Source organism: Sulfurospirillum diekertiae, assembly GCF_002309535.1.
Lineage (GTDB): Bacteria > Campylobacterota > Campylobacteria > Campylobacterales > Sulfurospirillaceae > Sulfurospirillum > Sulfurospirillum diekertiae.
Genome location: NZ_CP023275.1, coordinates 265,786 through 291,382, shown reverse-complemented (window position 1 = coordinate 291,382; position 25,597 = coordinate 265,786). Strand labels below are relative to the sequence as shown.

Annotated in this window: 21 protein-coding genes; 5 read left to right on the top strand and 16 right to left on the bottom strand. The window is 39.0% G+C overall.

What is annotated here, in order from left to right:
• Positions 1-3: 3 nt before the first annotated feature.
• The 10 genes from nrfD (SJPD1_RS01545) to SJPD1_RS01500 form a co-directional block, all read right to left on the bottom strand.
• Positions 4-972 (bottom strand): NrfD/PsrC family molybdoenzyme membrane anchor subunit, encoded by a 969-nt coding sequence (gene nrfD, locus SJPD1_RS01545; RefSeq protein WP_096045663.1) that lies wholly within the window; start codon positions 970-972, stop codon positions 4-6.
• Entirely contained in the window at positions 969-1,535 is a 567-nt protein-coding gene (locus SJPD1_RS01540) for a 4Fe-4S dicluster domain-containing protein (protein ID WP_096045662.1), read from the bottom strand. The genes nrfD (SJPD1_RS01545) and SJPD1_RS01540 overlap by 4 nt, the downstream gene beginning before the upstream one ends.
• 9 nt (positions 1,536-1,544) lie before the next feature.
• Positions 1,545-3,830, bottom strand: a complete 2,286-nt coding sequence (gene phsA, locus SJPD1_RS01535; protein ID WP_096045661.1) for a thiosulfate reductase PhsA — start codon at positions 3,828-3,830, stop codon at positions 1,545-1,547.
• A gap of 147 nt (positions 3,831-3,977) precedes the next feature.
• On the bottom strand, positions 3,978-6,782 hold the full coding sequence (locus tag SJPD1_RS01530; protein WP_096045660.1) for an EAL domain-containing protein: 2,805 nt from the start codon (positions 6,780-6,782) through the stop codon (positions 3,978-3,980).
• A gap of 163 nt (positions 6,783-6,945) precedes the next feature.
• Positions 6,946-7,899 carry an NrfD/PsrC family molybdoenzyme membrane anchor subunit gene (gene nrfD / locus SJPD1_RS01525; protein ID WP_096045659.1) on the bottom strand — a complete coding sequence of 318 codons (954 nt, stop codon included), beginning with the start codon at positions 7,897-7,899 and terminating at the stop codon, positions 6,946-6,948.
• Positions 7,896-8,468, bottom strand: coding sequence for a 4Fe-4S dicluster domain-containing protein (locus SJPD1_RS01520; RefSeq protein WP_096045658.1), 573 nt, complete (start codon positions 8,466-8,468; stop codon positions 7,896-7,898). Before SJPD1_RS01520 ends, nrfD (SJPD1_RS01525) begins: the two co-directional genes overlap by 4 nt.
• Positions 8,469-8,483: 15 nt before the next feature.
• Complete coding sequence (gene phsA, locus SJPD1_RS01515) at positions 8,484-10,775, bottom strand: thiosulfate reductase PhsA (RefSeq protein ID WP_096045657.1); 2,292 nt, start codon at positions 10,773-10,775, stop codon at positions 8,484-8,486.
• A gap of 85 nt (positions 10,776-10,860) precedes the next feature.
• On the bottom strand, positions 10,861-12,501 hold the full coding sequence (gene mnmL / locus SJPD1_RS01510; RefSeq protein WP_226372220.1) for a tRNA modification radical SAM protein MnmL/YtqA: 1,641 nt from the start codon (positions 12,499-12,501) through the stop codon (positions 10,861-10,863).
• Positions 12,502-12,530: 29 nt separating this feature from the next.
• A complete protein-coding gene (locus SJPD1_RS01505; RefSeq protein ID WP_096045655.1) occupies positions 12,531-12,878 on the bottom strand; it encodes a nitrous oxide-stimulated promoter family protein in 348 nt (115 codons plus the stop codon).
• Positions 12,879-13,013: 135 nt separating this feature from the next.
• On the bottom strand, positions 13,014-14,018 hold the full coding sequence (locus SJPD1_RS01500) for a c-type cytochrome (RefSeq protein WP_096045654.1): 1,005 nt from the start codon (positions 14,016-14,018) through the stop codon (positions 13,014-13,016).
• Positions 14,019-14,210: 192 nt separating this feature from the next.
• Between SJPD1_RS01500 and SJPD1_RS01495 the strand changes: the two genes are divergently transcribed.
• From SJPD1_RS01495 to SJPD1_RS01485, 3 genes are read left to right on the top strand one after another with little or no spacing between them, the layout of a single operon-like run.
• The gene (locus SJPD1_RS01495) at positions 14,211-15,089 is read left to right on the top strand and encodes a cache domain-containing protein (RefSeq protein ID WP_167750041.1); all 879 of its coding nucleotides are present in this window, start codon (positions 14,211-14,213) and stop codon (positions 15,087-15,089) included.
• Positions 15,086-15,745: a response regulator transcription factor gene (locus tag SJPD1_RS01490; RefSeq protein WP_096045652.1), complete on the top strand. Its 660-nt coding sequence runs from the start codon at positions 15,086-15,088 to the stop codon at positions 15,743-15,745. Before SJPD1_RS01495 ends, SJPD1_RS01490 begins: the two co-directional genes overlap by 4 nt.
• Positions 15,735-16,910: a sensor histidine kinase gene (locus tag SJPD1_RS01485; RefSeq protein ID WP_096045651.1), complete on the top strand. Its 1,176-nt coding sequence runs from the start codon at positions 15,735-15,737 to the stop codon at positions 16,908-16,910. Before SJPD1_RS01490 ends, SJPD1_RS01485 begins: the two co-directional genes overlap by 11 nt.
• Here the strand turns inward: SJPD1_RS01485 and SJPD1_RS01480 are convergent.
• Complete coding sequence (locus SJPD1_RS01480; RefSeq protein WP_025343528.1) at positions 16,905-17,120, bottom strand: cold-shock protein; 216 nt, start codon at positions 17,118-17,120, stop codon at positions 16,905-16,907. The two genes, SJPD1_RS01485 and SJPD1_RS01480, sit on opposite strands and share 6 nt — an antisense overlap.
• Before the next feature lie 188 nt (positions 17,121-17,308).
• Here SJPD1_RS01480 and SJPD1_RS01475 point away from each other — a divergent pair, with 188 nt between their 5' ends.
• Both SJPD1_RS01475 and SJPD1_RS01470 read left to right on the top strand, forming a co-directional pair.
• Positions 17,309-19,816, top strand: coding sequence for an EAL domain-containing protein (locus tag SJPD1_RS01475; RefSeq protein WP_096045650.1), 2,508 nt, complete (start codon positions 17,309-17,311; stop codon positions 19,814-19,816).
• Between the two features lies 1 nt (position 19,817).
• Positions 19,818-20,132 carry a DUF309 domain-containing protein gene (locus SJPD1_RS01470; protein WP_096045649.1) on the top strand — a complete coding sequence of 105 codons (315 nt, stop codon included), beginning with the start codon at positions 19,818-19,820 and terminating at the stop codon, positions 20,130-20,132.
• Here the strand turns inward: SJPD1_RS01470 and SJPD1_RS01465 are convergent.
• From SJPD1_RS01465 to infB, 5 genes are read right to left on the bottom strand one after another with little or no spacing between them, the layout of a single operon-like run.
• Complete coding sequence (locus tag SJPD1_RS01465; protein ID WP_096045648.1) at positions 20,123-20,869, bottom strand: sulfite exporter TauE/SafE family protein; 747 nt, start codon at positions 20,867-20,869, stop codon at positions 20,123-20,125. The genes SJPD1_RS01470 and SJPD1_RS01465 overlap by 10 nt on opposite strands.
• Positions 20,859-21,875: a bifunctional diaminohydroxyphosphoribosylaminopyrimidine deaminase/5-amino-6-(5-phosphoribosylamino)uracil reductase RibD gene (gene ribD, locus SJPD1_RS01460; protein WP_096045647.1), complete on the bottom strand. Its 1,017-nt coding sequence runs from the start codon at positions 21,873-21,875 to the stop codon at positions 20,859-20,861. Before ribD ends, SJPD1_RS01465 begins: the two co-directional genes overlap by 11 nt.
• A complete protein-coding gene (locus SJPD1_RS01455) occupies positions 21,869-22,297 on the bottom strand; it encodes an LSm family protein (RefSeq protein ID WP_096045646.1) in 429 nt (142 codons plus the stop codon). Before SJPD1_RS01455 ends, ribD begins: the two co-directional genes overlap by 7 nt.
• On the bottom strand, positions 22,290-22,667 hold the full coding sequence (rbfA, locus tag SJPD1_RS01450; protein WP_096045645.1) for a 30S ribosome-binding factor RbfA: 378 nt from the start codon (positions 22,665-22,667) through the stop codon (positions 22,290-22,292). Before rbfA ends, SJPD1_RS01455 begins: the two co-directional genes overlap by 8 nt.
• Complete coding sequence (infB, locus tag SJPD1_RS01445) at positions 22,664-25,327, bottom strand: translation initiation factor IF-2 (RefSeq protein ID WP_096045644.1); 2,664 nt, start codon at positions 25,325-25,327, stop codon at positions 22,664-22,666. The genes rbfA and infB overlap by 4 nt, the downstream gene beginning before the upstream one ends.
• Positions 25,328-25,597: the final 270 nt, after the last annotated feature.

The following is a 25,597-nucleotide window of genomic DNA, read 5'->3' as shown; positions in this document are numbered from 1 at the left end:
TCCTTAACCAAAATAAATTTGTCCAGCATAAATGATGTAATATCGAAGCATTAAAACACCTAAAACAACCACCATAGAATTTGTCACAATGTAACCGACACGATAGACATGGCTCTTAAGCGCTATAATGACCGTTATCAAAGGAAGTCCTAGCCCCACACCAATAACACCTAACCAAAAGATACCTGCCCAAAAACCCTCTGTAAGTGCCGCTTTTGCAGCAGTTGGAGCATCGCCGCCTGCATAAAACAACCCGATAAAAAAGAGTGCTAAAAGAGGTAATTCCGTTAAAATAACTCTGGTATCAAGCACAAGAAGATACTTGATACTCTCCGTATTAAGAGCACTTTTAAAAAAAAGCAACCCAACAAGAATATTGACGGCAACACCCGAAGAGAGGCTAGAGGTGAGAAATATAACAGGTAAAAGTGGACTATTCCACAAAGGAATAGCATACAGAGCTGATAGTAAAAATCCCGTATATGAACCCACACAAAGAGCAGCCACAAAAAGAAAATACTCAATGACTTTGGCATATGAATGAAAACTCTTAACCAGATTAATCAGCCCTTCTAAAGGAGCTAAAATGGGATGTCTAATAACACTTCGTTCAAAAACAAGCAACATAAAAACAATGACAATCGGTGTATAAATAAGCAAAAAAAGCACCCCTAAGCTCATAACCGATGTCACATTATAACGAAGGAGTAGCCAATAAAATGAAAGGGGTCGACCTAAATCGATCACCAAAAGCAATAAGCCTAAAAAAATTGCGGTAGGGGCTACAACAGCGCCTGCTTTAATCATTGCATCCCAAATAGAAGAGTTACTGCGTTCATGTCGGTTCCATTTCACTAATAAAGCGACGATAATAGAACCTGAACTGAGTCCTGCTAAAAAAAGGTAAATTGCAATCGCCCATGACCAATGAATCGTGCTGTACTGTTCTACACTTCCCCACATCGGACTCATGACTTCACCCCTTTACGACTCGGAATAAACGCTACTTTAGGCTTTGTCCCCAGATGTTCTTTGGGAAATAACAGTACCTCTTTTTGCGATTTTTGATGCACAAGAGAATTTTTTTGCCGCATGTCCCCGAAACTAAGAGCTTCTGTAGGGCATGTGGTTACGCATGCAGGCTTTAACTCCTTAGAAACACGTGTATCATAACAAAAATTACACTTTTCTACTACATTTTTTAAAGGATTAACAAACCGTGCATGGTAAGGGCATGCAAGGATGCAATATTTACATGTAATGCAAACGCGTTCATCAATATGGACTAACCCATCTTTACTCTGGAAGGAAGCATGTGTCGGACAAACGCTAACGCATGGAGGATTTTCACACATCACACACGATAACCTCTCATAACGCATCCCAAGGTTGGGGAATATCCCAAGCGTTTGCATGTGTACCTGCACTCTGTAAAAATCATCGGGAACATTATGTTCCACGCGACAAGCCACACTGCACGCTTGACACCCAATACAAAGGTTTTCATCATAGAGAAGCCGGTATTGTTTTTCCATTACATGCCCCTATATTTTGATAATGTTGACACCAACATTGGTGATCATTGCCCCACAAAGTGTGGCACTCTCTAACGATAAAAGCTTTGAAGAGTTGATCCCTTTTCCATGTGTACGCTTAAGAGCAGGAGCATCGTGCCCAAAGCCCATGTACGTAAACAGTGTATCAGGGCGAATACCTTCTGTAATAAAGACCGTTGCCTTCTCTTTGGAAATACCGTTTTCAAGATAAAAGGTATCACCCATTTTAAGTCCATGAACTTTTGCTGTGGAAGGATGCATCCAAATTGGATTTGTTGAAAGCAACATGTGCAAATAAGGAATATTCTGCGTGTGTCCATTGGTATGAACAGCACTTTTCCCACTGGTTAAAACATAGGGAAATCCTTGTTTGACATCCATATCTACGTTACTTGGAACGCCATATCCTTTAAATAATTTTTCAACCTCTTCACAATAAATTTCTATCTTACCCGAAGGTGTTTTAAGCTTTTGGAGAAGATGACTAAACGTGCCTTGCTTATCTAACCAGATGCGACTTTGAGGATACCTCTCACAAAAATGCTCCACAAACGTGGGCTCAAGTGCCAAAAGAGGAGGTACATCAAATGTTGCAGCCCCTCTTTTAAGCAAGGTTTCGAGTAAAACGTCATTTCCTTTGGCTTGATAGACTCGTAGTTCAGGAACATTTTTCCATGGATAATAACTTCCAAGCCCCATGCGTTCTGCAAGATTACGGATAATTTCTATAGCACTTTTATTGTGATGCAATGGCTCTACGATACGATTACGCATTGTATAATAAGGGCTTTTAGACGCATTTTTACTAATACCTTCATCCCGCTCTAAATAGGTTACTTCAGGTAAAACCACATCTGCCATCATCGCTGTATCGGAGAGATAAATATCATTCACGACAATAAACTCTAACTGCTCCATTGCCTCTTTCATTTTTTGAGGATTTGCTACCGTCATTAAAGGGTTATGTCTGGTTAGAAACCATCCTTTTATCTCATAAGGCGTTTGAGTCATAATCGCTTCAGGAATGGCAGTCAAAGAACCATGCCTTTTTGAGACAAAGCGCAAAGCTCCCATTTCACCTGCTTGATCAATGCGTTGCTCATTCACCAAAGGTCTTGGATAAGGATTATCCAGTTCTGGTACAATGTCTTCTTTAGCAAGAGTATTAACCCGTTCAGCTGTTTTTGCAAAGTAAATTCCACCCTCTTTTTCAACATTACCCATCAAAATATTGGCCATTAAAATAGCACGGGTTCTTTGATATTCTGCCTTAGTAGTGGTTGCTTTATGCCCCCAATCAATAATGCATTTAGGAGAAGCTTCATAAATTTCTGCCGCAAGACGTTCAACGACTTTGGCATCAATGCCCGTAAGTGGCTGCTGCCACTGAGGTGTTGTTTCTTTCACAGAGAGTACCAATTTTTCAAAACCAATCGTATACTGCTCAACAAAATTTTTATTGTATTTGCCATCCCTAATCCATACATGTAAAAGAGAAAGAACAAATGCTAAATCACTTCCTGGCTTAATGGGATACCATTCGTTGGCTTTTGACGCAATAATGGAAAAACGAGGATCTAAAACAACCAATTTTTTAGAAGGATTGGCAGAAAATTGTGCCATTGCTTTGGTGAGAGGAATATCGAGTCCCTCAAAAAGATTATGTCCAAAATTCAAAATATAGGTAGCATTTTCAAAATCACGATGCAGTTTTTCACCGAACGTCTGTTTAAAAGCACTTTCAATCGCAATCGGACAGGAACTCCAATGTGAAAAAATATTGGGCGAGCCAAATGCCGATGCAAAAGAGCAGAGAAGATCGTACTGCTCCCCTGTTTTAGCAGAAAAGATTACGCTACGAGCACCATAACGCTCTTTAAGCGCACTGAGCTTTCCGGCAATAAGGCTCAGTGCCTCTTCCCAACTGGCTTCTTTCCATTTATTTTCACCCCGTTTGCCTACGCGAATCAATGGCGTGACAAGTCTTTGGGGATCATAAAGCTGAGAGGCTCCTGCAACGCCTTTGGCACATAAACTCGTTCCCATCTCTTTTACAAAAGCGTTACCTTGGAGCAAGACAGTTTTACCATTAATCACGCGTGCTTCCATAGGGCAACGGCTACTGCACATTTCACAAATGGAACGAATAAATTTATCTTCACTTTTGAAGGCTACTTCGCCAAGTGCACCTAAGCTTCCAGGCAAGAAAACACTCGCCGTTGCGCTGGTTGTCGCAACTTTTAAAAAGTCTCTTCTGGCTTGAATGTAATCCACGCTTTACTCTCTTATTGTTTTACTTTATTGTAAGATAATTTGACTTTAAAATGAGACTTTTTTAAAGAAGTAAGACGTTCTTTTTACAGAAGGTAATCATCGGTAGGCTAGTGGCTCATGCCTCTTTTGTAGTTTACAAAAAGGATGTTAAAAAGAGGAGATAATAGGACTTGGTTTGCTAAAGAGATAGCCTTGCGAAAAGTCTACATGTAAACTCAAAAGTTTTTCTTGAATTGATTCTCGATCCACAAATTCAGCCACAATCTCATAACCCATTTTTTGTGCAAAAGAGATAATCGTTTCTACCGTCATTGCACTTATTTCATTCGTATCAATGTCTTTAATCAATGAACCATCAATTTTAATTATATCCACTTCCAATTTAACCAAGTAAGCAAAATTGGAGTAACCTGTTCCAAAATCATCAATGGCAATGCGACACCCAAGCTGTTTGACTTCACGAATAAATGCTGTGATCTCGCTAAAATTTTCAATACCTTCTGACTCTACGATCTCCAAAATGACCCGATGGGCACACTGATATTTTTTGATATTGTCATACAAACACTCTTTCACCGAAGTCGAGAGAATATCGCCTTTCGTAAGGTTAATTGAAAAATCTACCTTAAAATCTTTGAGGTATTCAAAAGACTTATTGATCATAATCTTCGTAAGTTTCCCATATAACCGTGTCTTTTTAGCTTGATCTAAAAAGGAGTACGGGCTGAGATAATGTCTATCCTCTTCTTGAAGCCGCATCAGTACTTCATACTTAGTAATTTTATGTTGCTTGTTGTCATAAATACCTTGAAAAAAGGGCACAATGCAATCATGATCAATGGCCGTTTTTATTTTTTGAATAATTTGAATATTATGCTTTGTTTTGTTTTTCAATATTTCGTTAGCTTCATAAAAGACGACCGCTTGATTGTGTGTTTTGGCCTCTTTCAGTGCCACGTGGGACTGCATATAAATCTCATCGGAACTTCCTTTGGCTACACCAACATTAATCCGAACAACCACCTCATAGCCTTTGATTATAAAGACTTTTTTTTCAAGGCTATGAATCATTTGCTTAATATTATCGCGAGCCGTTGAGATCATTTTAATATCTTGACTTGTCAGTAAAACCGCAAACTCATCACCATTAATACGAAAAACAACATCAGCATGACTGTTAAAACTCTTCATTAAAAAATGAGCTATTTGTTTTAAAAGCTCATCACCTACGTCATACCCTAAATAATCATTAATCTCCGAAAAACCAATCAGATTGAGTAAAATTAATAATTTTGTGTTGTGATCTAAACGAAGACGGTGAAAAAGTGCTTCACGGTTTCCAAAACCAGTGAGTTCATCTTTGAAATGCTGTTCAATCAACTGCTCTTTAACAATTAAATCTGTAATATCAAAATGAGCACAAAGATACTCCAACGTATTGCCTGCCTCATCAAAAATAGGCATAATGGTATTTTGAAGATAATGTACATTACCCGATTTAATAACAACCCTAACAATTCCTTTCCATATCTCTTTACGTTTGAGTGTTTCCCAAAGATTTGCATAAAGAGCGGGATCAGCATCACTTGGCCTAAACATACGATGTGTTTTCCCTAACAACTCCTCTTCCGTATACCCTACAACCTTACAGAAAGGCTCACTTGCATACGTAATACATCCATCAATATCGGATTTAGAGACAATGCAACACTCATCTAAAATCATTTTATACTGATTAAGAAAATTCATATTGACATCAAGTTCATGTTGGGTTGTATTGACAAGATGGGTTAAGGATTTAAGCGTTGAGCCGTCCACGTCTGGTTTTTTACCCAAAGGATGAGAGATAATATAGTCTGATTCACTCAATGTCAACACAGTAGTCGTGACATTAAGGAGTTGGTTTTTATGTTTGGAATGATAAAATTCACCATACGTAAAAAACCCAGATGTTGGAGCAATTTGCTGTAAAAGTCCAAATTCGTAATTGAGCTGTTTTTGCAAAAATCGTTTGCGAACTGCACAAGAATAGACAAAAATGGTTTCAACAGGTTTTTCATTGATCTGCTCTTGTATGTGCGCTGCTTTATCTATAATTTCTTCGACATTTCCAATCGAAAAATGCACCTTTTCCCCCTCATCTAAATGCCCTGAAAAGATCAAAGAACCATCTTCATTAGAACCAATCAATGAGCGACATACTTCTATTTCATCACACGTTTTTATAAAAGGAAATTCCATACCACTGCTAGGGATATTGTGCAAAATATCATTCCCTAAATAGTGTTGGTAAATCTTTTGGATCGGTTGATGATCAACCTCATAAAGAGCCCCTTTATGGACTTTAGTAATCGTCAGTTCTTGACCAATTTGCGTCCAACCAAGGGAATACGCACTGTTTACATGTAAAGATTTACCGCTTAATGTTGCAAGCACAATACCTTGCTCTAAAATTTGATCCTCACAAATAATAAAAGCACTTTGAAATAAAAATTTATCAGCAGCATTTCCGCCAGACAGAGGCATATCAGCTCTTAGACTATTAAATCCTTTCAGAAAATCTTCACTGTCATCCATGCCAAAAGGATGCGCTAGCGCAATACACACCTTTGTCTCTTTACTTAGAATGGAAGTAGCCGCTTTTTGACCACTTTCAAAGTTTACATCGGCAAAATAATAGGCTTTGGCAACACTTTTTTCCAACCAACAAAATGCAAGTAAAATAGTATTATCTTGAATATGACCCTCTTGAATCTCACCAGCAGTACTACTACCAACAATAACACTTTTGGGAAAAGTCAATTTTAAAAAATGAAGAATAGAGGCAATTTTTATTTTGTCAAAGTCACCACAAAAAAGTTGAATAAAGAGATGATCATTAGGACTAAAGTTTGCTCTAGAAAACTTCTCTAATTCCTCAAGTGTCTCGTATTTATAATTAATAGACTTCACATTAATGCCTTCTTTTTAAATCTTATTAGTAAAGTAAGCTAATATTTACCTGATAGTACTAATTTTTATAAAAAGATTATTTTATCATAATATGCAAATTTTGCATATTTAATTTAAAAAGAAAAACCCCCTCGCTGAGAGGGAGTTATTGGGTAACGAAGATTTATCCTACGAAGACTTGACCTGCGTAGAGAATATAGTAACGAAGTGACATAACACCAATAAGAACGATCAGTGAATTGAAGATAACAAAACCATGAGAGTGTTTCACCCCATGAGGTAATGCAAAATTAAGTCCAATAGGCAACACCAACCCTAAACCGATAACACCCAACCAAAGCAGTGTTGAAAGCCCACCGGTACTAAGCGCTGCATGTGCGACATGCGCAGCAGATCCTCCTTGGTAAAACATTCCTACAAAAAGAATGAATAAGAAGAAAAGTTCGACAAAACTCACTTTGACATCTAACCCATGAAGGTAACTGACGTTGCCATCTTTGGTACTGCTCTTAAAGAAAAGAAGTCCAACAACCAAATTGGCTGAAATACCTGCTGAGACACCTGATACCAAGAAAAGTGCTGGTAAAACAGGGGTATTAAACAAGGGATAACTGTTCATTGCTGAAAGCAAGAAACCGGTATAGGCACCAACACCTACAGCTAAAATGAGTGTCACACTTTCGATCAATTTAGCGTATGCCAACGCAAGATTAGCAAGCGGTGCTAAAAATTGAAGTGGTCCCGTTTCAAAAAGCTCTTTTTTAAAGACACCCATGAAAAAGAGAATAACAACGGGAAAATATGCAAACAGTGCCAAAACACCCAGTGTCATCACAGAGCCAAAGTTATAGTGAATTAACAATTTCCAAAAATGAAGCGGACGCGTAAGATCGGTAATCAAAAGGAGCAAACCTGCACCAATGGTCACCGGCGCTAAAATAGAACCCGCTTTAATAATACCATCGCTTGGAGAGACATCATTGCCTTTCATCCATTTAATCACGATCGCTGAAATAATCGCTCCCGCAGAGAGACCTGCAAGGAAAAGATAGACCGCAATCGGCCAATGCCATACGACTGTGTTATATTGCTCTATTGAGCCCCAGATTTGGTTCATGAGTTGATCCCTCCTTTATGGTTAGGTACAATAAACATTTTTGGGTTCGTTCCCAATTTTTCTTTTTCACGGTACGTGACACGAGATGATAGCGCTTGGTTGATCTTACTTTTTGGATCGTTCAAGTCACCAAAAATAAGCGCGTCTGTTGGACATACAGTTACACAGGCTGGTTCTTCACCACGAGCCAAGCGTGTATCATGACAGAACGTACATTTATCAGGTGCTTTGGTCACAGGATGGACATAACGTGCTTGGTAAGGGCATGCTGCAACACAGTACAAACAACCTACACACAAATCAACATCCACTAACACAATGCCCTCTTCCGTGATATGTGAAGCTTTGGTAGGGCAGACACCCACACAAGGAGTATTTTCACATTGAACACAGGATTGGCGGTGATACTCATAGCCAAGCGTGCCATTTGGATACTCTTCTTCTTTAACCCAAACCTGTAAACGGTACACGGATTCGGGTATTTCATTTTCAGACCTGCACGCGATACTGCATGCTTGACAACCGATACAAAGATTATTATCGTGGATCATTCCATATTTTTTTGCCATTGTTCTTTCCTCCCCTTACGCTTTTTTGACTTTGACGCCAACCACATGCAGGTTCATACCTGAATTTGGCGATACCAAAGGCGAATAAAGCGTATTGCTGTTAACACCTTTACCATAAGCTCGTTTAAGCTCTTTACTGATGTGACCAAACCCAAAGTAAGCAAATACGGTATCTTCACGTACGCCTTTGGTGACAAGCGCTTTGCCTTTTTGTGTCGCATATTTGTTAGAGACTTCGATTTTATCACCATTTTTGATGCCAAGGCGTTCCGCCGTTTTAGGGTGAATCCATACGCTTGCATCATCACAGAGATTATTGAGCCAAAGGTTGTTACCATTATGTCCGTTGGTACGAACCGCTGATTTTCCATTGATAAAATAGAGTTCATCGGCTTCTTTGTATTTATAAGGCTCGTAGCTCAAAGCACCTTTTTTAGAAACCGTTTCGAGTTCTGGGCTAAACAGCTTGATCTTATGTGGGAAATCAATCGTACCTTCTTCATTCACTTTGCTGGCCGCACTCGGATACTTTTTCACAAACTCTGCAACACTTTTTTTATCTTGAAGCAGAAGAGGCACACCAAAACTTGCCATACCTGTTGCTTTAAGTTTTGCCAAAAGATCGATATTATCACCCACTTGTTGCAAACGATAATCTTCAATGTCTTTGTAAGGGAAATAAGCACTTAAACCCATTTTTTCCGCTAACTCTTTGGCAACTCTCCAACCAGGACGTGATTCGCCGATAGGCTCAACCACTTTTTGTCGACCGACATCATAACTTGGATTTTTGCCTCCACCTGCATTGAACTCTTCATCTCTCTCTAAGTAAGTAGTATCAGGAAGGACGATGTCAGCATACCAAGCTGTATCAGAGACTTGAATATCCATAACCACAACCAAATCCATCGCTTTAATAGCTTTAATGACTGTTTCGGTATTGCTTTGTGTCATAACAGGATTGTTACGTGCGATAAACCAGCCATGAAGTCGATAAGGAACTCCTGGAAGATCTTCTAACGTCGCTTTAGGAATCAATGTAACGATGCCATTGCCTTTTTTGGCCAAGAAAAATTCACTGTCTTTTTCACCAATACGATCAATTCTTGGAAATTCTACTTTTGGATAGGCAGGAATTTTTGGCTTTTTAAGTACCGGCGCTTTAGCATCGCCTTCGCCTAAAAATTTATTGTAAAAACCAGCACCTTTGTTCAGATAGTAACCACCCTCTTGCTCTACGGCACCGACTAAAACGTTACACATCATAATCGCACGACGAAGTTCTAACTCTTGAGGTGTCAAGGTGACTCTGTGACAGAAATCAAAAATCGCTTTGGGTGCTGCTTTGGCAAATTCGCGTGCCATGCGTTTGATCGTATCAGCAGATATATCACACTCCAACGCCATTTTCTCAGGGGTATACTCAGCTACAGACGCTTTGAGTTCATCAAACCCTTCACAGTATTTCTCAACGAATTTTTTATTGTAAAGGTTTTCGTTAATGAGCGTATGAATGAAAGCAAGGACAAACGGAAGGTCATGGCCTGGTCTAATCGGATGCCATTCGCTCGCTTTTGCAGCCATCGTTGAAAGTCTTGGATCGAGTGAAATCACTTTTGCACCGTGTTCCAACGCTTCCATATATTGACGTGCATAGGAGATAACAATACCTTCAAAGACGTTATGGCTTGGGTTAATGATGTATTTTGCTTTGGCAAAATCACGGCTAACACCGTTTTCAAAAATATCATCCATCGCCAAATCGTACGCCAATGGACAGGTTGCTTCATGTCCGAAAAGATTTGGAGAACCGTACGCTTGTGCTAAATTATGGAACCATGTTTTATTCCAGCCACTACGTGCCGTAAACGCTACGGTATGTGCACCATGTTTTTGTTTGATTTCATCCAATTTTTTGGCTATAAAAGTGTAAGCTTCGTCCCAACTGACCACTTTCCACTTTCCTTCACCACGCTCACCCACACGCATAATAGGATGGACTAATCGTTGTGGATCGTAAAGTTGATTGAACCCTGAACCACCACGAGCACAGACTTTTCCGCCTCTTCCTTTATCAGCTGGATTGCCACGAATAAATACACCTTTACCATCTTCCACGCGTGCTTCAATGGTACACGAACTTGTACACATCTCACAAATACTGGGTGTAAATTTGGCATTGCCTTTGTAGTGCTTTTGACTCTCTTCCATTGCACCCAGTGTTCCTGGGATGCTTGAGAGACTAGCAACTGCAGCAGCGGTAGAAGAGAGTTTTAAAAATCCTCTTCGGCTAAGCATTTGAGTCATCTTTTATCCTTTATCTAAGATTTAAGTATGACTATCTTAGTCCTCCTATGTAAATTTTATGTAAATTATGAAGTTTATTTTGGATTTAGTTAGACGATTTTTGATGCAGTGTTTCGATTTGCTTATCGTTATATATGCCGTAGATATCACGGTAGGGCTCTTTTACATGTAAAATGTGTGACGATGAAAGTGTGGCGACAACACCTTGAATGTCGCTCGTGGCATCTTTGATGACCATCACATCAAAGCCAGCAAGGTTAAGCCCCACTTGGCTTACCTGTAAAGCGGTTGAGGCGACTAAAACGCCATCCGGTTTGAGAAGGTTGCGCAGGTGTTGGAAAAATTCTAAGGTGACAAGCGAAGCGTTATTGCTCTCGATAAAGGGATCGAGGAAGATGACATCGAATTGCTCGTCTAAAAGACGCAATACATAGCGTGCTTCGGCATTTAGAAACTCAACTTTGGCAAAATCATCATCGTAACATTTACATGTAAAAAGAGCATCCAACATCTTTACATGTAAAGTATCCGAAATGACAACCGAAGCCTTTTGTAAGAGCATACGATCTTGGTCGATGGCTTTTACATGTAAACGGTTTTGAGCCACTGTTTGTGCTAACTGCACAGCAGAAAAGGTGTTGTACCCCATGCCAAAACCGATCTCCAAAAGTTTGACATCACTTTTTTCAAGACGTTCTTTAAGGTTAGAGTGTGCCAGAAAGAGCTCTTGGGCTTGACGGATTGCTCCTGCTTTAGGATGGTAATAGTCATGGTAGATTTCATTCCATAAAGTCGTACTTCCATCTTCTAAATTTATTTTCTGTGGTATTTCATCACTTTCTTCGAGCTCTTTTTCAACTAAGTTGCCCTGTTTGATGCCACGGTAACGCATTGTTTGTGCCACATACTCACCAAATTGCCCTTTGGCCATATGCCATTTGGGAGCGATCAGCTCACGCTCAGGCGTGTCGGTGGCAAGGCGTAAAATAGGAATGTGCGAGGGCACATAACGCAACAGCTCAATCAGCGCTTCGGCGTATTCGTATTCACTTAAAAGAGGAAAAGGAGTGTGCGAAAACTCACGTGCCAAGTCAGTGTTTTGAATGATGTGCAGATTGTGAAATTTAATGCCATCAATGCCTGCATTCACCAATCCTTGCACGCTCTCTTTCCACATCTGTGGTGTTTCATATGGCAAGCCGATAATAAGGTGCGCATAGACTTTCAACCCTTTTACATGTAACCGTTTGATGGCTTCGAGTGAACAAGCGGCATCATGCCCTCGGTTGATGCGTTTTAAACTCGCATCGTGTAAAGTTTGCACGCCCAATTCCACTACGACATCAATTTTTTGATTCAGTTCTGCTAAGTAGCTCAGTGTCGATTCGCTCAAACAATCAGGTCTGGTACCTACATGTAACGCGCGAAAGGGATAAAAAGCAAGCAGTTTTTCATATGTCTCTTTTTGTTTGATAAGGGAAGCAAATGTTCCGGTATAGGCTTGAATGTAAAGTGCAAACGCTTTAGCGTTGTAGCGTCTTTTGGCAAAGGAGAGCGCTTTTTGTATCTGCTCCTCCACGCTCTTTGCATCCGCAATTTGAGCTGCGCGAGCACCGTGTTCGGGACAAAAGGAACAGCCACCACTACCATCGCGTTCGCGGTTAGGACAGCCAAACTCCACATTGACAGGGATACTAAAAAGCGCTTCGCCATACACGCGTTGCATGTGCGCTTTATGGCTAAGATACGGCAGCATTATTTGGAAAAAAGTTTACGCAGTTTTGTAAGACCTAATTGCATACCACTGTAACTCATCACTTGTGCCATCTTTTTCCACATCGGTTTTTCATAACACGGATCAGGACACTTACGACAGCTTGGTTTATGCTCATGTGGACAATTTTTAAGCTTTCCATAGCCATAAACAAACAATGTTTCACACTCTTCACAGATATGGTATGGCAATTCACATAAAGACTCTTCTTTAAAACTTACTTCTAAGACTCCTTTTTTTTTAGAAACATCTTGATGCTTTTTATCGCAATGCAGCTGAATAAAGCGATGCAAGGTTTTCGTATCGGAAATCAGTTTTTCTTTAGTCATGTGATCTCTTTTAAATGGAATAGGTTTATTATAAAGTAATAGTATAAACAAAAAATCATTACATGTAAAAGGGTGAGGTGCTTTTGAGAGAATCTTTAATGAAGTAGTGGCAAACCGAAGTTTGCCACAGGGTACTTACTCTGCTTTTTTAGCAGGGATAATAATGCCTTGATAAGGGCCCACTTTATGTTGAAGTCGTGTTTTGTTATCATCATAAGGTCCAATATCGCTATCGGCGGCTTTGACTTTAAGATCAGGGAAGTCTTTGTCTTTATTGGCTTTGATTGGGCGTTCTTTGTCGTAATTGTTGATATACGCTGCGACATCATAGGCTTGAGCGTCGCTCAAAATTTTAGCATCGCTGGTTGCACCTAAAGGCATATTTGCCACAATCCAGTCCGCTGCTTTAATCAGTCTAAACATACCAGCACCCGTGTTGTAGGTATCTTTGCCCCACAGTGGTGGAAACTCATAGCCCATCGCTTTGCCTTCACGTTTAACACCTTGTCCATTGTCCCCATGACAGGATGCACACATCTCTTTGTACACTTTTTCACCCGCAATTGGATCGGCTGCACGACTCATAATCATTTTACGATCGACTTTGGTTAAAGAGCTTCCTTCCACTTTCGCACCTACAGGAATACCTTGCCCAAGCCAATACATATAGGTTACTATTGCTTTCATTTCTTTAGAGCTTTCAGGCAATGGTTTACCATTCATACTGCGTTGCATACAGCCGTTGATGCGCTCTTCGATCGTACCGACAGCATTTTCGCGTGCACTGTATTGAGGAAAGGAAGCAAATACACCCATAAATCCTGCAGAGTATTTTTTAGTTCCTGCATCCAAGTGACAGCTATTACACGCAAGGTTATTACCAGCATATCGCATTTTTTTATCGGCAACTTCAGGACCTATGTACTTATAGGTCTCTTGCACTAATGCTTTACCATAGCGCACATCATTGCCAAATTGATTGTTGGGAATCGTTTTTTCATCAGGCGCTTGCCAATCCTTGACCACCACTGGCTTAAAACCTTGGTCACCTCGTTTCGCAAGTTCACCGACATCAAATGCAAAAAGCCCGCTTGCACAGGATGCGACCAATGCCAATTTTAGCATCAAATCTACCTTCATAAAAGCCTCCTTTAGAATAATTCATGGGATTATCATACGCTTCTCATGTCAATTTATCGTCAATTTCTCCATTGTACTTTTAAGGTATAATTTGGCAATGGTTTCTATTAAAAAGGATCTGTCATCAAAAATTTTCGCATCTTTGCACTCTTTTTTGGACTCTTTTTCGCGTTAGTACTCAGCCTTGGCTTTTTGATCTATCGCGCTAACCATAACCTCTATATCGAAGATGCTAAAAACAGTGTGGAGAGTGTTCTAGGACTCACTCAAGAGCTCATTTCAAATGAAAAACAACTTGCTTTAAGTATAGCACTGATGCTCTCTCAAAATGAAACACTTAAAGAGGGTTACCTCAGCAACGACAGGGCGTTACTTTTTGAAACATTACAGAGCGAAATTGCTAAAATAAAACAGTATCTCCAAATTGAAAATCTTGAAGTACAACTTCATACTAAAGATGCAAAAGCCTATGTGCGAAGTTGGGATTTTGATGATTATGGAGATGACCTTTCAACGTTTCGCAAAGGGATAGCACTACTTCAACAAACCAAAATGCCTCTCGTTGCCATTGAACTTGGTAAACGTTTGAACATTAAAGCACTGTGCCCTATTTATGCGAAAGAGACGTTTATAGGTTCATTAGAGATTATCATTAGTTTTGATGAAGTTGCCCAAAAGCTCAATGCAAAAAAGATTAATTTCGTTGTTTTGATGGATAAAGAACTTTTAGAAGTTGGTGAATGGATGAAAGAACTGGATCAAATTGATAACTATGTCATTGTGAGCAATAGCTGCCCTAGCGGATGCATCAATGCCTTAAGTACCATCATCTCTACCTCAACTTTAGAGAAAGGCTTTGCAAGACAAAATGGTGTACTCTTTGGCTTTACACCCCTCTTTGACATCGAAGCCAAACAGGTTGGCTATATTGGTATCTGGTTTGGGGAAGCTTTACTGAAGGAGTCTTTGCTCCTTCGTGCTTCTCTGACACCCTATACAACACCTTTACATGTAAAAACGCTAGAGCCTGCGATTCAAAACTCCGAAAAACGTGAGGTACTCATTCGATGAAGATTTTACTTCTTGAAGACGACCACACTTATAATGAGAGTATTAAAGATTCTCTTGAGGAGATGGGCTACGATGTAGATGCCTTTGAAGATGGACTTCTCGCCCTTGATGCACTTTTTGAAAAACAGTACCATCTGGCCCTTTTAGACATACGTGTTCCTCATATGGATGGCTATGAAATTTTAAAAGAGATTCGTAAAGCCAAACTTGATCTACCCATCATTTTTATTACCTCACTCACCGACATTAACAACCTCTCTTTAGGTTATGAGCTGGGGTGCAATGACTATTTACGCAAACCTTTTTCACTCAAAGAGCTTCAATACCGTGTTTCGCAAACGCTTAAAAGTTACCACCTTCATAGCACACTTGATGTCATACCACTCACACATGGCTTTTCTTACCACAGTAATGACCAGACTCTTTGGTTTGAAGAGATGCAGGTTAATTTGAGTAATTATGAACGAAAACTTCTTTTTGTTTTAGTCAAGAATAGAGGGAATTTTATCTCCATCGAGCTCATTCATGAATACGTCTGGGAAGGCAAAGAGGTGGGCGAAAACGATATACGCATGCTCATTAAAAAACTACGTGACAAGACCGATAAAGATTTTATTATTACGGCTAAAGGGATAGGATATAAAATTGCAAAGTGAAACCAAAAATGCGTTTATCTTTGCTATTATTCTCACCCTTCTTACCCTTTTACTGGTCTCATTTCCGATTTTAAACTACCTCTCCGTTTCGTTGCGCCTGAGTCAAGTCAACCAAGAAGTCCAGTTGCGCTCTTACGCCAAAGAGATTGAATCAACCATTCAGAGTATTCTTCCTTTGCAAAAAACCTTTCTGTTTCCACGCTCCATCATCTTTAAAAGCGCTCTTTTAGATGCCAACAACCACATTGTTTTTTCACTGATCGAAGAGCCTATCCCTAGTTTTAACGATGAGTTTTTTAAAAATAATTCTTCTCTTTTTTATAAACAGCCTCTTGCACCCAATGCTTTACATGTAAAGTTTTTAATCGTGCAAAAAGAGATCTCCCATTCGCAAGTTATTTTTGATATTTTAGTGATTATAGGTATTGTTTTAGTCGGAATGTTACTCTTTTCGTACCTTCTTTTAAAACTACTTCTCAAACCCTACATCGAAACGTCCACACGGATGAACCTCTTTTTTACCGATGTGATGCATGAGCTTAAAACGCCTTTAGGCATTATGCAACTCAACATAGAAGGCTTGGTACAAAAATACAAAGATAAACGCCTCAGTCGAACCCTTGCGGCACTCTCGACACTTTCAACACTCTATGATGATCTTGAATACCTCATCAAAAACAAAACCATTACTTACACAACCGAAGTGCTCAATTTTTCGACGTTTTTAGAAGATCGTATTGCATATTTTGAAGCATTGAGCTTTTCAAAAGAGATTAGCATTGTCGCACACATTGATCCTGACCAGTATGTCTGTATCAACCGTATTGAACTTCAACGCATTATTGATAACAATGTAACCAATGCGATTAAATATTCTCCACCTAAAACCACTATTCATGTCCTACTCAAAGAAGAAAATCAACAGCTTTTCTTTCAAGTCAAAGATCAAGGAGTAGGAATTAAAGAGATTGGAAAAGTTTTTGAGCGTCATTACCGAGGCGATATCTATAAAGGTGGCTTTGGAATTGGTCTAAGTATTGTCAAAAGTATTTGTGATAAATATAATATTGTGATCGAAGTGAAATCAGAAGAAGCAAAAGGAAGTGTTTTTAGCTATTGGTTTAAAAAAGAGGTGGAGGAGAGAATCTCCCCCGAAGAATTATAGTGCTGTTACGTTCTCAGCTTGTGGGCCTTTTGGACCTTCGCCTAGTTCATAAGTAACTTTTTGGCCTTCTGCCAAAGAAACACGACCATAACCTGATCTATTAACTTGACGAAAATGTACGAATACATCTTTTCCGCCATCATTTGGTTGGATAAAACCAAAACCTTTTTCATTGTTAAACCATTTAACGGTTCCCTCTAATAAAGCCATCGTATGCTCCTGTAATAAGTATCGAAAAGTAGAAAATTGAGTATTTTTGGAGTATTTTAGGATGCTAACTAAAGGTCACGTATCAAAAAACTACCAAAGATGAACTCGAACCTCATCTTTCTAGGAAAATAGTTTATCTTATTTTTTAAAATAAAGCAAATTTAAATCTCATTTAACTATACTAGAGCATGAAAATAGCAAAAACATACGCACTTTACAGCACAATCATCCTTTCATTCACACTCATCTTCATTACGAGTGTCTGGTTTGTCAAAAAAACGCAAGAAGAAAGTCAGATTGTACAAGAGCAAAGTAGCGTATTTGAGCGCTATAAAGCTGTCTTAAATCTTGAAAAGAGTGTGTTAAGGCAAATAAGTCTTAACTACTCACGTTTGGATGAAATAAAGGCATTTATCAATACCCCAGATTTGGCCAAAAGCAAGGATCATTTAGAACCTCTACTCTCTACATTTGGACTCCATTATATTTTTATATTGGATGCTTCAAAAAAACAGGTTTATACCCATAAAAGTGATGAAGTACAAAACATAAATCTTGATTTATCTTCATTTAATGCCTCATCTTCTTCATTAAGAGAGTTTTATCACTTTGAAAATGGAACATTTGTTCAATTTTTTTTAACTCCCATTTATGCTTCATCCCATTTAGTACAAGCAGGCAATCCCATAGGATTTTTGCTTTTAGGACGTCTTTTTGATCAAGCGTTCCTCACAAATATGGAACATATGACGCTTGGATACGCCACGCTGTTTCAAAAAGAAAATCACCCTTTTGGTGATCAGCATTTTGAACTTCCACTTTTCTCCTTACAAAATGAAGTGATTGGCTATCTCGATTTTAACTATTCCCCTTCACTTTTGCTTTTTATGAATGAATTTCAAAACACTACGGCATTGATAGGGTTCATTATTATTCTCAGTGCAATAGTGCTGTTTTATTTCCTCACCCAACACATTATTTTTATACCGATTAAGCGTATCTCTATGGCACTTAAAAGCCATAACCTTAATTATATTGCAGCTCTCTCACGCCAAAAAGATGAATTGGGCGAAATTGCACATCTCATTTATGATCATGAGAAACAGACGAACCTTCTAGAACACTACAAAGAGGCCGTAGATGAAAATACCATCGTTTCAAAGACCAATACCAAAGGTATTATTACCTATGCTAACAAACAATTTATCGCTATTTCTGGCTATAACGAGTCCGAACTTTTAGGTAAGCCCCACAATATTGTGCGTCACCCCGATAACCCTCCTAGTTTTTTTAAAGAGATGTGGACAACACTCAAAGAAGGGAAAACATGGAAAGGTGTTGTGAAAAATAGACGCAAAGATGGAACCGCCTACTATGTTAAATCAGTGATTATGCCTCTGTTTGACGATCAAGGAAATATTCAAGAGTACATTGCTATTCGTTATGATGTAAGTGAACTTTTTGAGCAGGTGGATCATCTGCGCAAAGATAAACTTATTGAATTACCAAGCCGTAAAGTGCTCCTAGAAGCCATTGAACACGCTAGTAACCCCCATTTAGCCATTTTAAATATTTCTGGTTTTCGTGACATCAATACCTTGCATGGACAAGCCTTTGGTGATCTTTACTTGCGCCATTTAGCCATCACTATCAAACAACTTATGTCTAAGTCATGGCAATTTTTTCACCTGCATAGTGATGAATTTGCCCTTTATTGTGACACGTCTATCCCCGACAATACATTTAACGATGAGTGCCACCACATCCTGACGATTCTAAATCATGAGGGACTTTTGATCCAAAATACATTTTATCCTCTTTCCCTTCGTTGTGGTATTGCAAATGGAGCGAGCTATCTCTACAATCGCGCTGAAATTGCGATGAAAGAAGCACGAATATCGCATAAAGCTTTCGTTATTTACGATGACAACAAAGGCTTCGAAGAGCGCCTTCAAAAAGATATCCAATGGAATGAAACACTGATGAGTGCCCTTAAAGAAAATCGCTTTACTATTTTCTTCCAAGAAATTGTTCCTTTACATGTAAAGGAACCATCACGTAAAAAATACGAAGTGCTCATTCGTCTCATTGATGCGAAAGGCAACATTATTTCTCCCTACCATTTTATTGACCTTTCTAAGCGTATCCATCTGTATGACCAACTGACGCGTTTTGTTATGCAAGAGGGATTTAGAGCTGCTGTTGAGCTATATTGTGATATTTCAATCAATATTACACAAGAAGATATTTTAACGTCAGATACAGTTCAACTGCTCTTCGATCTACTCAAACAGTATCCTTCTCTCAAAGGACATATCACCCTTGAGCTGGTTGAATCAGAAGGCTTAGAAAACTCAGCAGAAGTTCAAACATTTCTACAGCAAGCAAAAGAGCATGGCTGCTTACTCGCGATTGATGATTTTGGATCAGGATACTCTAACTTTGAATACCTTTTACGTTTAAATGTTGATTTTATCAAAATTGATGGCTCGCTGATTAAACATCTCGATACAGATGATAATGCCTATGCGACGGTTAAAACGATCGCTCATTTTGCAAGAAACCTTGGTATTTTAGTCGTTGCTGAATTTATACACAATAAAGATATTTTAGAAAAAGTGCAAGAACTTGGTATCGAATTTGGACAAGGATTTTATTTGCATGAGCCTTCACCTAAACCGAAACTAAAGAAGTAATATGATTGCCATAGAAGAATTTATAAAGGTCGTTTCGAAAGAGCAATTTGTTGAGGGTCATGAAGTATTAGAAATAGAGTGGCATCGTCTTAAAAAACTCCCAGACTATGCAGATGAAGCCAAAATCCTCAAAGGTCTTATTAACGCTTCCACCGCCTTAGCGCTTGCCTGCAAAGGCAAAAAGGAAGGAGCCCTTCAAGTATGGCAAACCTATGAAAAATATGCGCCCTTAATTTCAAAGACTCTATCCTTGGCTAAACCACGCTACGAAGAAGCTCAAAAATTACTGTTAGCGAAAAAAAATCTTTACATGTAAAAGGTAGAGTAAATCAGATAAAATGAAATTACCCAAAGTATCTTGTTTAAAATAGCTGTATAAAGCTTTTCATCGATACGCTCATGTATTTTATTTCCTATCCAAAAACCTATCAGTGAAATAAAGACAAAAAGCATAATCAGTGCACTATTTTCCATATTAAAACTGCCATGGTAACCAAAAATGAGTATTTGCAAAGTTTTATTGGCAATAAAACAGAAACTCATCACGCCAATAGCACGTTTTTTGTCCAATTTAAACTCTAAGATCAACATAATTAACACGGGGGACATGATATTCGCCATACCTCCTACCAAACCGCTTAGAACTCCCATGATAATGGTCGTCATATTTTTTTGTTCCGCAACAGCGCGTGTTAAAGAAAGATGTAAGCGCTCCTTGTTAAGATATAAGAGCATGACTCCCGCTAAAATCAATTTGTAATAATGGCTGTAATAGGCTACCAGTAAATACGTTCCAACAATGCTTCCTATCATGACTGAAAGAATCAACAGCCAAAATCTTTGCCAGATATCACTAAAAGAGTTTGCTTTTTTAAGACTGACAACATTGGTTACCAGTGTAGGAAAAAGCGTGTATAAAACAGCTTGTTTGAGGTCTAGGAAAAGAACAAAGAGTGGTGTGGCAATCATAGGGAAGCCAAAACCGACAATACCATGAAAGAATCCTGCTAGCAAGACTATCAGAATTTCAAAGATAAAAAAATCATTCTCCATGCATGTAATACCAACTCATAGTATCTTCACCTACTTTTTGAGAAAAAATCTTCTGGAGCCCCCGAGGTAAAATAATTGCTTCGCCCTCTTTTGCACGGGGTGATTCAAAAATTAAATACCATTTAACCTCTTTTGAAAGAGCGTCAAGCATACGTTGCCCCCCTTCGATCATAACCATTGAATAGTCATTGATTTTATCCAGTGTCTCTTCAATCATCACAGAACGATGGGGAACATTAAAAAGGGGAATCGTTACATCAAATGATTTTTGTTTGGAAAAGATAAGAATATTGGGTGCTTTACCATGACACAATCGTGCATCAAGAATAGGTCTATCGGTTCGTACCGTATTGCCACCAATCACTAAAAGATCACAGCAATTTCGCAAATTGTGTACCATTTTTCGCGAGTCAAGAGAGGTAATAATCCCTCCAGTTGCCACGCCATTGCTACTCACTGCAAGTTTAAAAAAAATAAAAGAGCGTTTTTTTTCTTTACATGTAAAAGGCGTGAGTAGAAGATCACATTTTTCTTTCAGTACCCCAAATGTAACATTAACCCCTTTCTCTTGTAAAAAAGCACCACCACCCTTGGCAGTGTTACTCTCATCAAAGGAACCAATGACGACACGTTTAATACCTAAAGCGTCGATTAATCCTGAACAAGGAGGTGTTCTACCAAAATGATGGCATGGCTCTAACGTTACATGTAATGTCAGATTGTGAAAAAGAGAGTTATGGTGTTCTTTTAAAAATGTATGAAGCTCCGTTGCGTCTTCTATAGTGTGGATGCGTCTATCTTCGGTGAGTGTTTCATACGCTGCTTTAAGTGCAAGCACTTCTGCATGAGGCATTCCCGCTTTTTGATGTGCGCCAATACCTAAAACATCACCTTGGCCATTACTGACAACCGCACCCACTGCAGGGTTTGGGAAGGTTAGCACTTGATAGGCCCAAGCGGCATCCAGTGCTTTTTGCATTAAAACAGTATCAAATGCACTTACCATTCAAAATAAGTTCGGATACTTTCAATCTCATCCAGCAAAATCTGTTTGAGCTCATTTTCAACACGCACAGAAGCGACGTTGTGAGTAAAGGCTTCAAGAAGACCAATAAACTTCTCTTTACTGTTCAGTTTTACTTTGACTTTTTCGCCAATAGAAGCTGTAAAATGTTCAGGTTTTGTCAATTTGCGCTCAATTCCAGGAGAACTGACTTCAAAAAGGTATTCACCTTCAAGGGGTGGCTCTAAATCAAAAATAGGCGATAAGATGCGACTCACTTCGACACATTTATCAAGACTAATGCCTTCTTTGGAAGTGATGTAAAGGCGAAAAATTCTTTTATCAAATTCACTAACTACTTCGGTGTCATACAAGGAGACGCCGCAGCTCTCAACAATTTTGACCATCTGTTCTTTATCAAGCATCGTTATTTTTACCTTTTTTGAGCTCTTCTTCAACCTTTGCAAACAGCGCATCCATCTTATTTTGGCGCTCTAAACTATCATCAAAACGAAATCTAAAATTCGGACAGCGAAACCAACCTTCCGCTTGCATGCAGTGTGTTTGGATATGACGCTGAACGCGATCGAGATGAGAGAGAATATAACGCTTTTCTGCCTCATCATAAACTGAACCATCTAAATAAACAATTGCATCGTACTTTCCACGACTACACTCGACATCAATCACACAAACACCACGAAGCATCTCGTCTTCTAAAGTGGAAAGTGCTTCAGGAATGAGCTCTCTTAAAACGCTTTGGGTTCTCTGAATTTTAATACTTTTGTCTATCATAGTTTCGCTTTTTCTTCAACCTCTTTAAAGCTCTCGATATAATCGCCTACTTTAATATCGGTGTAGCCTTCAATGCCCACACCACATTCATAGCCTTTACCAACCTCTTTAACGTCATCTTTAAAACGTTTAAGAGAAGAAACACTGCCTTCATAGATGATAACACCATCACGAATAACCCTAATTTTGACACCTCTATTGATCGTGCCATCGGTAACAATACAACCCGCAATATGACCTAATTTAGGAACAGCAAAGACTTCTCTAACGATTGCTTGACCAATATTTTCTTCACGAATAACAGGAGCCATCAGACCTGTCACTAAGTTTGTGACATCATCAATCAAATCATAAATAATGTTATAAGTTTTGATCTCAACACCCGCACTGCGAGCCTTTTCTTTCACGATACCTGTTGGACGTACATGGAAACCTAAGATGATACAATCTGAACTGGCACTCGCAAGTGCTACATCACTCTCAGTAATTCCACCAATGCCTGCACTAACAATATGAACTTTTGTTTCAGAATTTCTGATCTTCTCTAAGCTACCTTTGATCGCTTCAAGACTACCTTGAACGTCTGCTTTAATAATAACTGGTAATGTTTTTAAAGCACCTTCTGCAATCATGGCGCTCAAATCATCTAGGCTTACTTTTGTTGTTTTTGAGAGTTCTTTTTGACGGAGGTATTCTGCTTTTTTCTTCGCATATTCACGTGCAATTTTATCCGTTTTAACGCTAATCAATGTTTCGCCAGCACCAGGAACTTCACTCAGACCTAGCACAACAACGGGCTCACCTGGGAGTGCTTCTTTAACAGACTGACCTAAATCATTCAACAATGCTTTTACTTTTCCAAAAGCAATGCCTGCAACAACAATGTCACCCACGCGTATCGTACCATCTTCGATAACAACAGTAGCTACAGGACCACGTCCTTTTTCAAGGGAGCTTTCAATAACCGTTGCTTTAACTTCTCTACTTGGATCGGCTTTTAGCTCTAGAAGATCCGCTTGTAATAAAATAGTTTCAAGCAAGTCTTCGATACCCATACCCGTTTTGGCAGATACCGGAACAAACTCATGCTCTCCACCCCAATCAATAGGTGTAATGCCAAGCTCTGCGAGTTGCGCCTTGACAAGATCCGGATTAGCGGCTTCTTTATCCATTTTATTGACAGCAATAATAATAGGAACGCCTGCTGCTTTAGCGTGCTCAATTGCCTCTTTCGTTTGAGGTTTAACACCATCATCGGCAGCAACTACAACAATAACAATGTCGGTAACTTTTGCACCGCGTGAACGCATCTCCGTAAAAGCTTCGTGGCCTGGAGTGTCAATAAAAGTAATGTTTCTACCATTTTTTTCAACCATGTAAGCACCCACATGTTGCGTAATACCACCCGCCTCGCCTGCGGCTACTTTGGCACTTCTAATATAATCAAGTAGTGAAGTTTTACCATGATCAACGTGACCCATAATCGTAATAACAGGTGCACGTTCAACAAGATGTTGTTCACCCGCCTCTCCCTCTTCATCGTAGGCTTTAACATAGTCAAAGGCTTCTTGATCATTGACCGTTGTCACATTAACGCCAAAAGTGTCCGCTAAAATTTCAATCGAATCTTTATCTAAAAAGTCATTTTTAGTGAACATTACACCGAGCGAGAAAAGCTCTTTAATGACTTCACTGACCGATTTATTGATTTTTTCCGCAAACTCATAAACTCTAATCTCTTCAGGGATTTCAATCGCACTGATGGCTTCAACTTCTTGAACTTGGGAAGGGCGACGTCTGCGTTTACGTCCCACTCTCTGAATTCCTTGCATCACAAAGTTGGTTTTCTTCGTCGTTCTAATTTGACTTGGATCAATCTGTTTTTTCTTTTTAGCTTCTTCATTAATGGTAATACCAACATTAAGATCGGGGAGAACAATCATATCCTCTTCTTCCGTATCAATATTCGTATCTGCCATTTCAATATTCAATGTAAGATCTAATTTCTCTGCATTTGCTTTTTTCTCTGCAGGTACTTTTTTTACTTTCTTTTTCTTCTTTTGTAATTCACTGGCAGCATTTGAAGAGGAAAACATAGACTCAATGCTTCGTGAAGGTGTATTTTCACGTGAGCCATAAAAAGAGGATGGACTTTCTTTCTCTTGAACTTCGACTTCTTTTACATCTGGTCGTTTCTTTTTAACAATTACCAAGCCTCTGCGCTTGCGTACATTTGTTGGATCTAATTTTTCTTCCATATCCTCTTCTGCATCACCAGATGCTTCTAGTGCGACTTTAGCAATTTCATCATCGTGAAGGACTGCTTTAGCAATGACCCCTGTTTCAAGCTCTTTTTCTTTTAAAGTTTTCGTTTTAGGCGTTATTACTTCATGTACTATGGGTTTTTCAACGACAGGTAGTGGTGGTATCTCTACAACTTCAACTTTTTTAATTTCTGGAGTTTTAGGTTGAGCAGATGGTTTACTTGCTTGTGCATTTTCTCCACCTAAAATATAGTTTATAAGTTTTTCGGCATCTTCTGTAGTAATTGCACTTGCATGTCCTTTGACATCCAAACCAATACCCATCGCTTTTTCGATGATATCTTTATTTTTCATGCCCAATTCTTTTGCTATTTCTGCTATACGAACTTTATCCATTCGACCCTATCTCCTTAAAAATTTTACCAAATTCCATCATTGCTTTGTGATTTGTTTTGCATTTATTGTTGAGTATTTTTACAACTTTCTTTTCATTGTTTGTCATACATGCCTTGCAGATATAAAAGCTCCTTCCTACCTTGGAAAAGAGCACGAGCTTTCCGTCTACAATCTGCAATCTTTGTAAACTTCCTTGTAAAGATCTCTCTCTACAAACAATGCACATTCGTATGGGTTGACTCATTTTTGCGCCTGATTATATCAAATTTT

Bases quoted from the DNA above. Each gene is read 5' to 3' on its own strand.
- nrfD (WP_096045663.1), bottom strand. From the start codon at position 972: ATGAGTCCGATGTGGGGAAGTGTAGAACAGTACAGCACGATTCATTGG.
- SJPD1_RS01540 (WP_096045662.1), bottom strand. From the start codon at position 1,535: ATGGAAAAACAATACCGGCTTCTCTATGATGAAAACCTTTGTATTGGG.
- nrfD (WP_096045659.1), bottom strand. From the start codon at position 7,899: ATGAACCAAATCTGGGGCTCAATAGAGCAATATAACACAGTCGTATGG.
- SJPD1_RS01520 (WP_096045658.1), bottom strand. From the start codon at position 8,468: ATGGCAAAAAAATATGGAATGATCCACGATAATAATCTTTGTATCGGT.
- phsA (WP_096045657.1), bottom strand. From the start codon at position 10,775: ATGACTCAAATGCTTAGCCGAAGAGGATTTTTAAAACTCTCTTCTACC.
- mnmL (WP_226372220.1), bottom strand. From the start codon at position 12,501: ATGCAACGCGTGTATGGCGAAGCGCTTTTTAGTATCCCTGTCAATGTG.
- SJPD1_RS01505 (WP_096045655.1), bottom strand. From the start codon at position 12,878: ATGACTAAAGAAAAACTGATTTCCGATACGAAAACCTTGCATCGCTTT.
- SJPD1_RS01500 (WP_096045654.1), bottom strand. From the start codon at position 14,018: ATGAAGGTAGATTTGATGCTAAAATTGGCATTGGTCGCATCCTGTGCA.
- SJPD1_RS01490 (WP_096045652.1), top strand. From the start codon at position 15,086: ATGAAGATTTTACTTCTTGAAGACGACCACACTTATAATGAGAGTATT.
- SJPD1_RS01480 (WP_025343528.1), bottom strand. From the start codon at position 17,120: ATGGCTTTATTAGAGGGAACCGTTAAATGGTTTAACAATGAAAAAGGT.
- SJPD1_RS01475 (WP_096045650.1), top strand. From the start codon at position 17,309: ATGAAAATAGCAAAAACATACGCACTTTACAGCACAATCATCCTTTCA.
- SJPD1_RS01470 (WP_096045649.1), top strand. From the start codon at position 19,818: ATGATTGCCATAGAAGAATTTATAAAGGTCGTTTCGAAAGAGCAATTT.
- SJPD1_RS01465 (WP_096045648.1), bottom strand. From the start codon at position 20,869: ATGGAGAATGATTTTTTTATCTTTGAAATTCTGATAGTCTTGCTAGCA.
- ribD (WP_096045647.1), bottom strand. From the start codon at position 21,875: ATGGTAAGTGCATTTGATACTGTTTTAATGCAAAAAGCACTGGATGCC.
- SJPD1_RS01455 (WP_096045646.1), bottom strand. From the start codon at position 22,297: ATGCTTGATAAAGAACAGATGGTCAAAATTGTTGAGAGCTGCGGCGTC.
- rbfA (WP_096045645.1), bottom strand. From the start codon at position 22,667: ATGATAGACAAAAGTATTAAAATTCAGAGAACCCAAAGCGTTTTAAGA.
- infB (WP_096045644.1), bottom strand. From the start codon at position 25,327: ATGGATAAAGTTCGTATAGCAGAAATAGCAAAAGAATTGGGCATGAAA.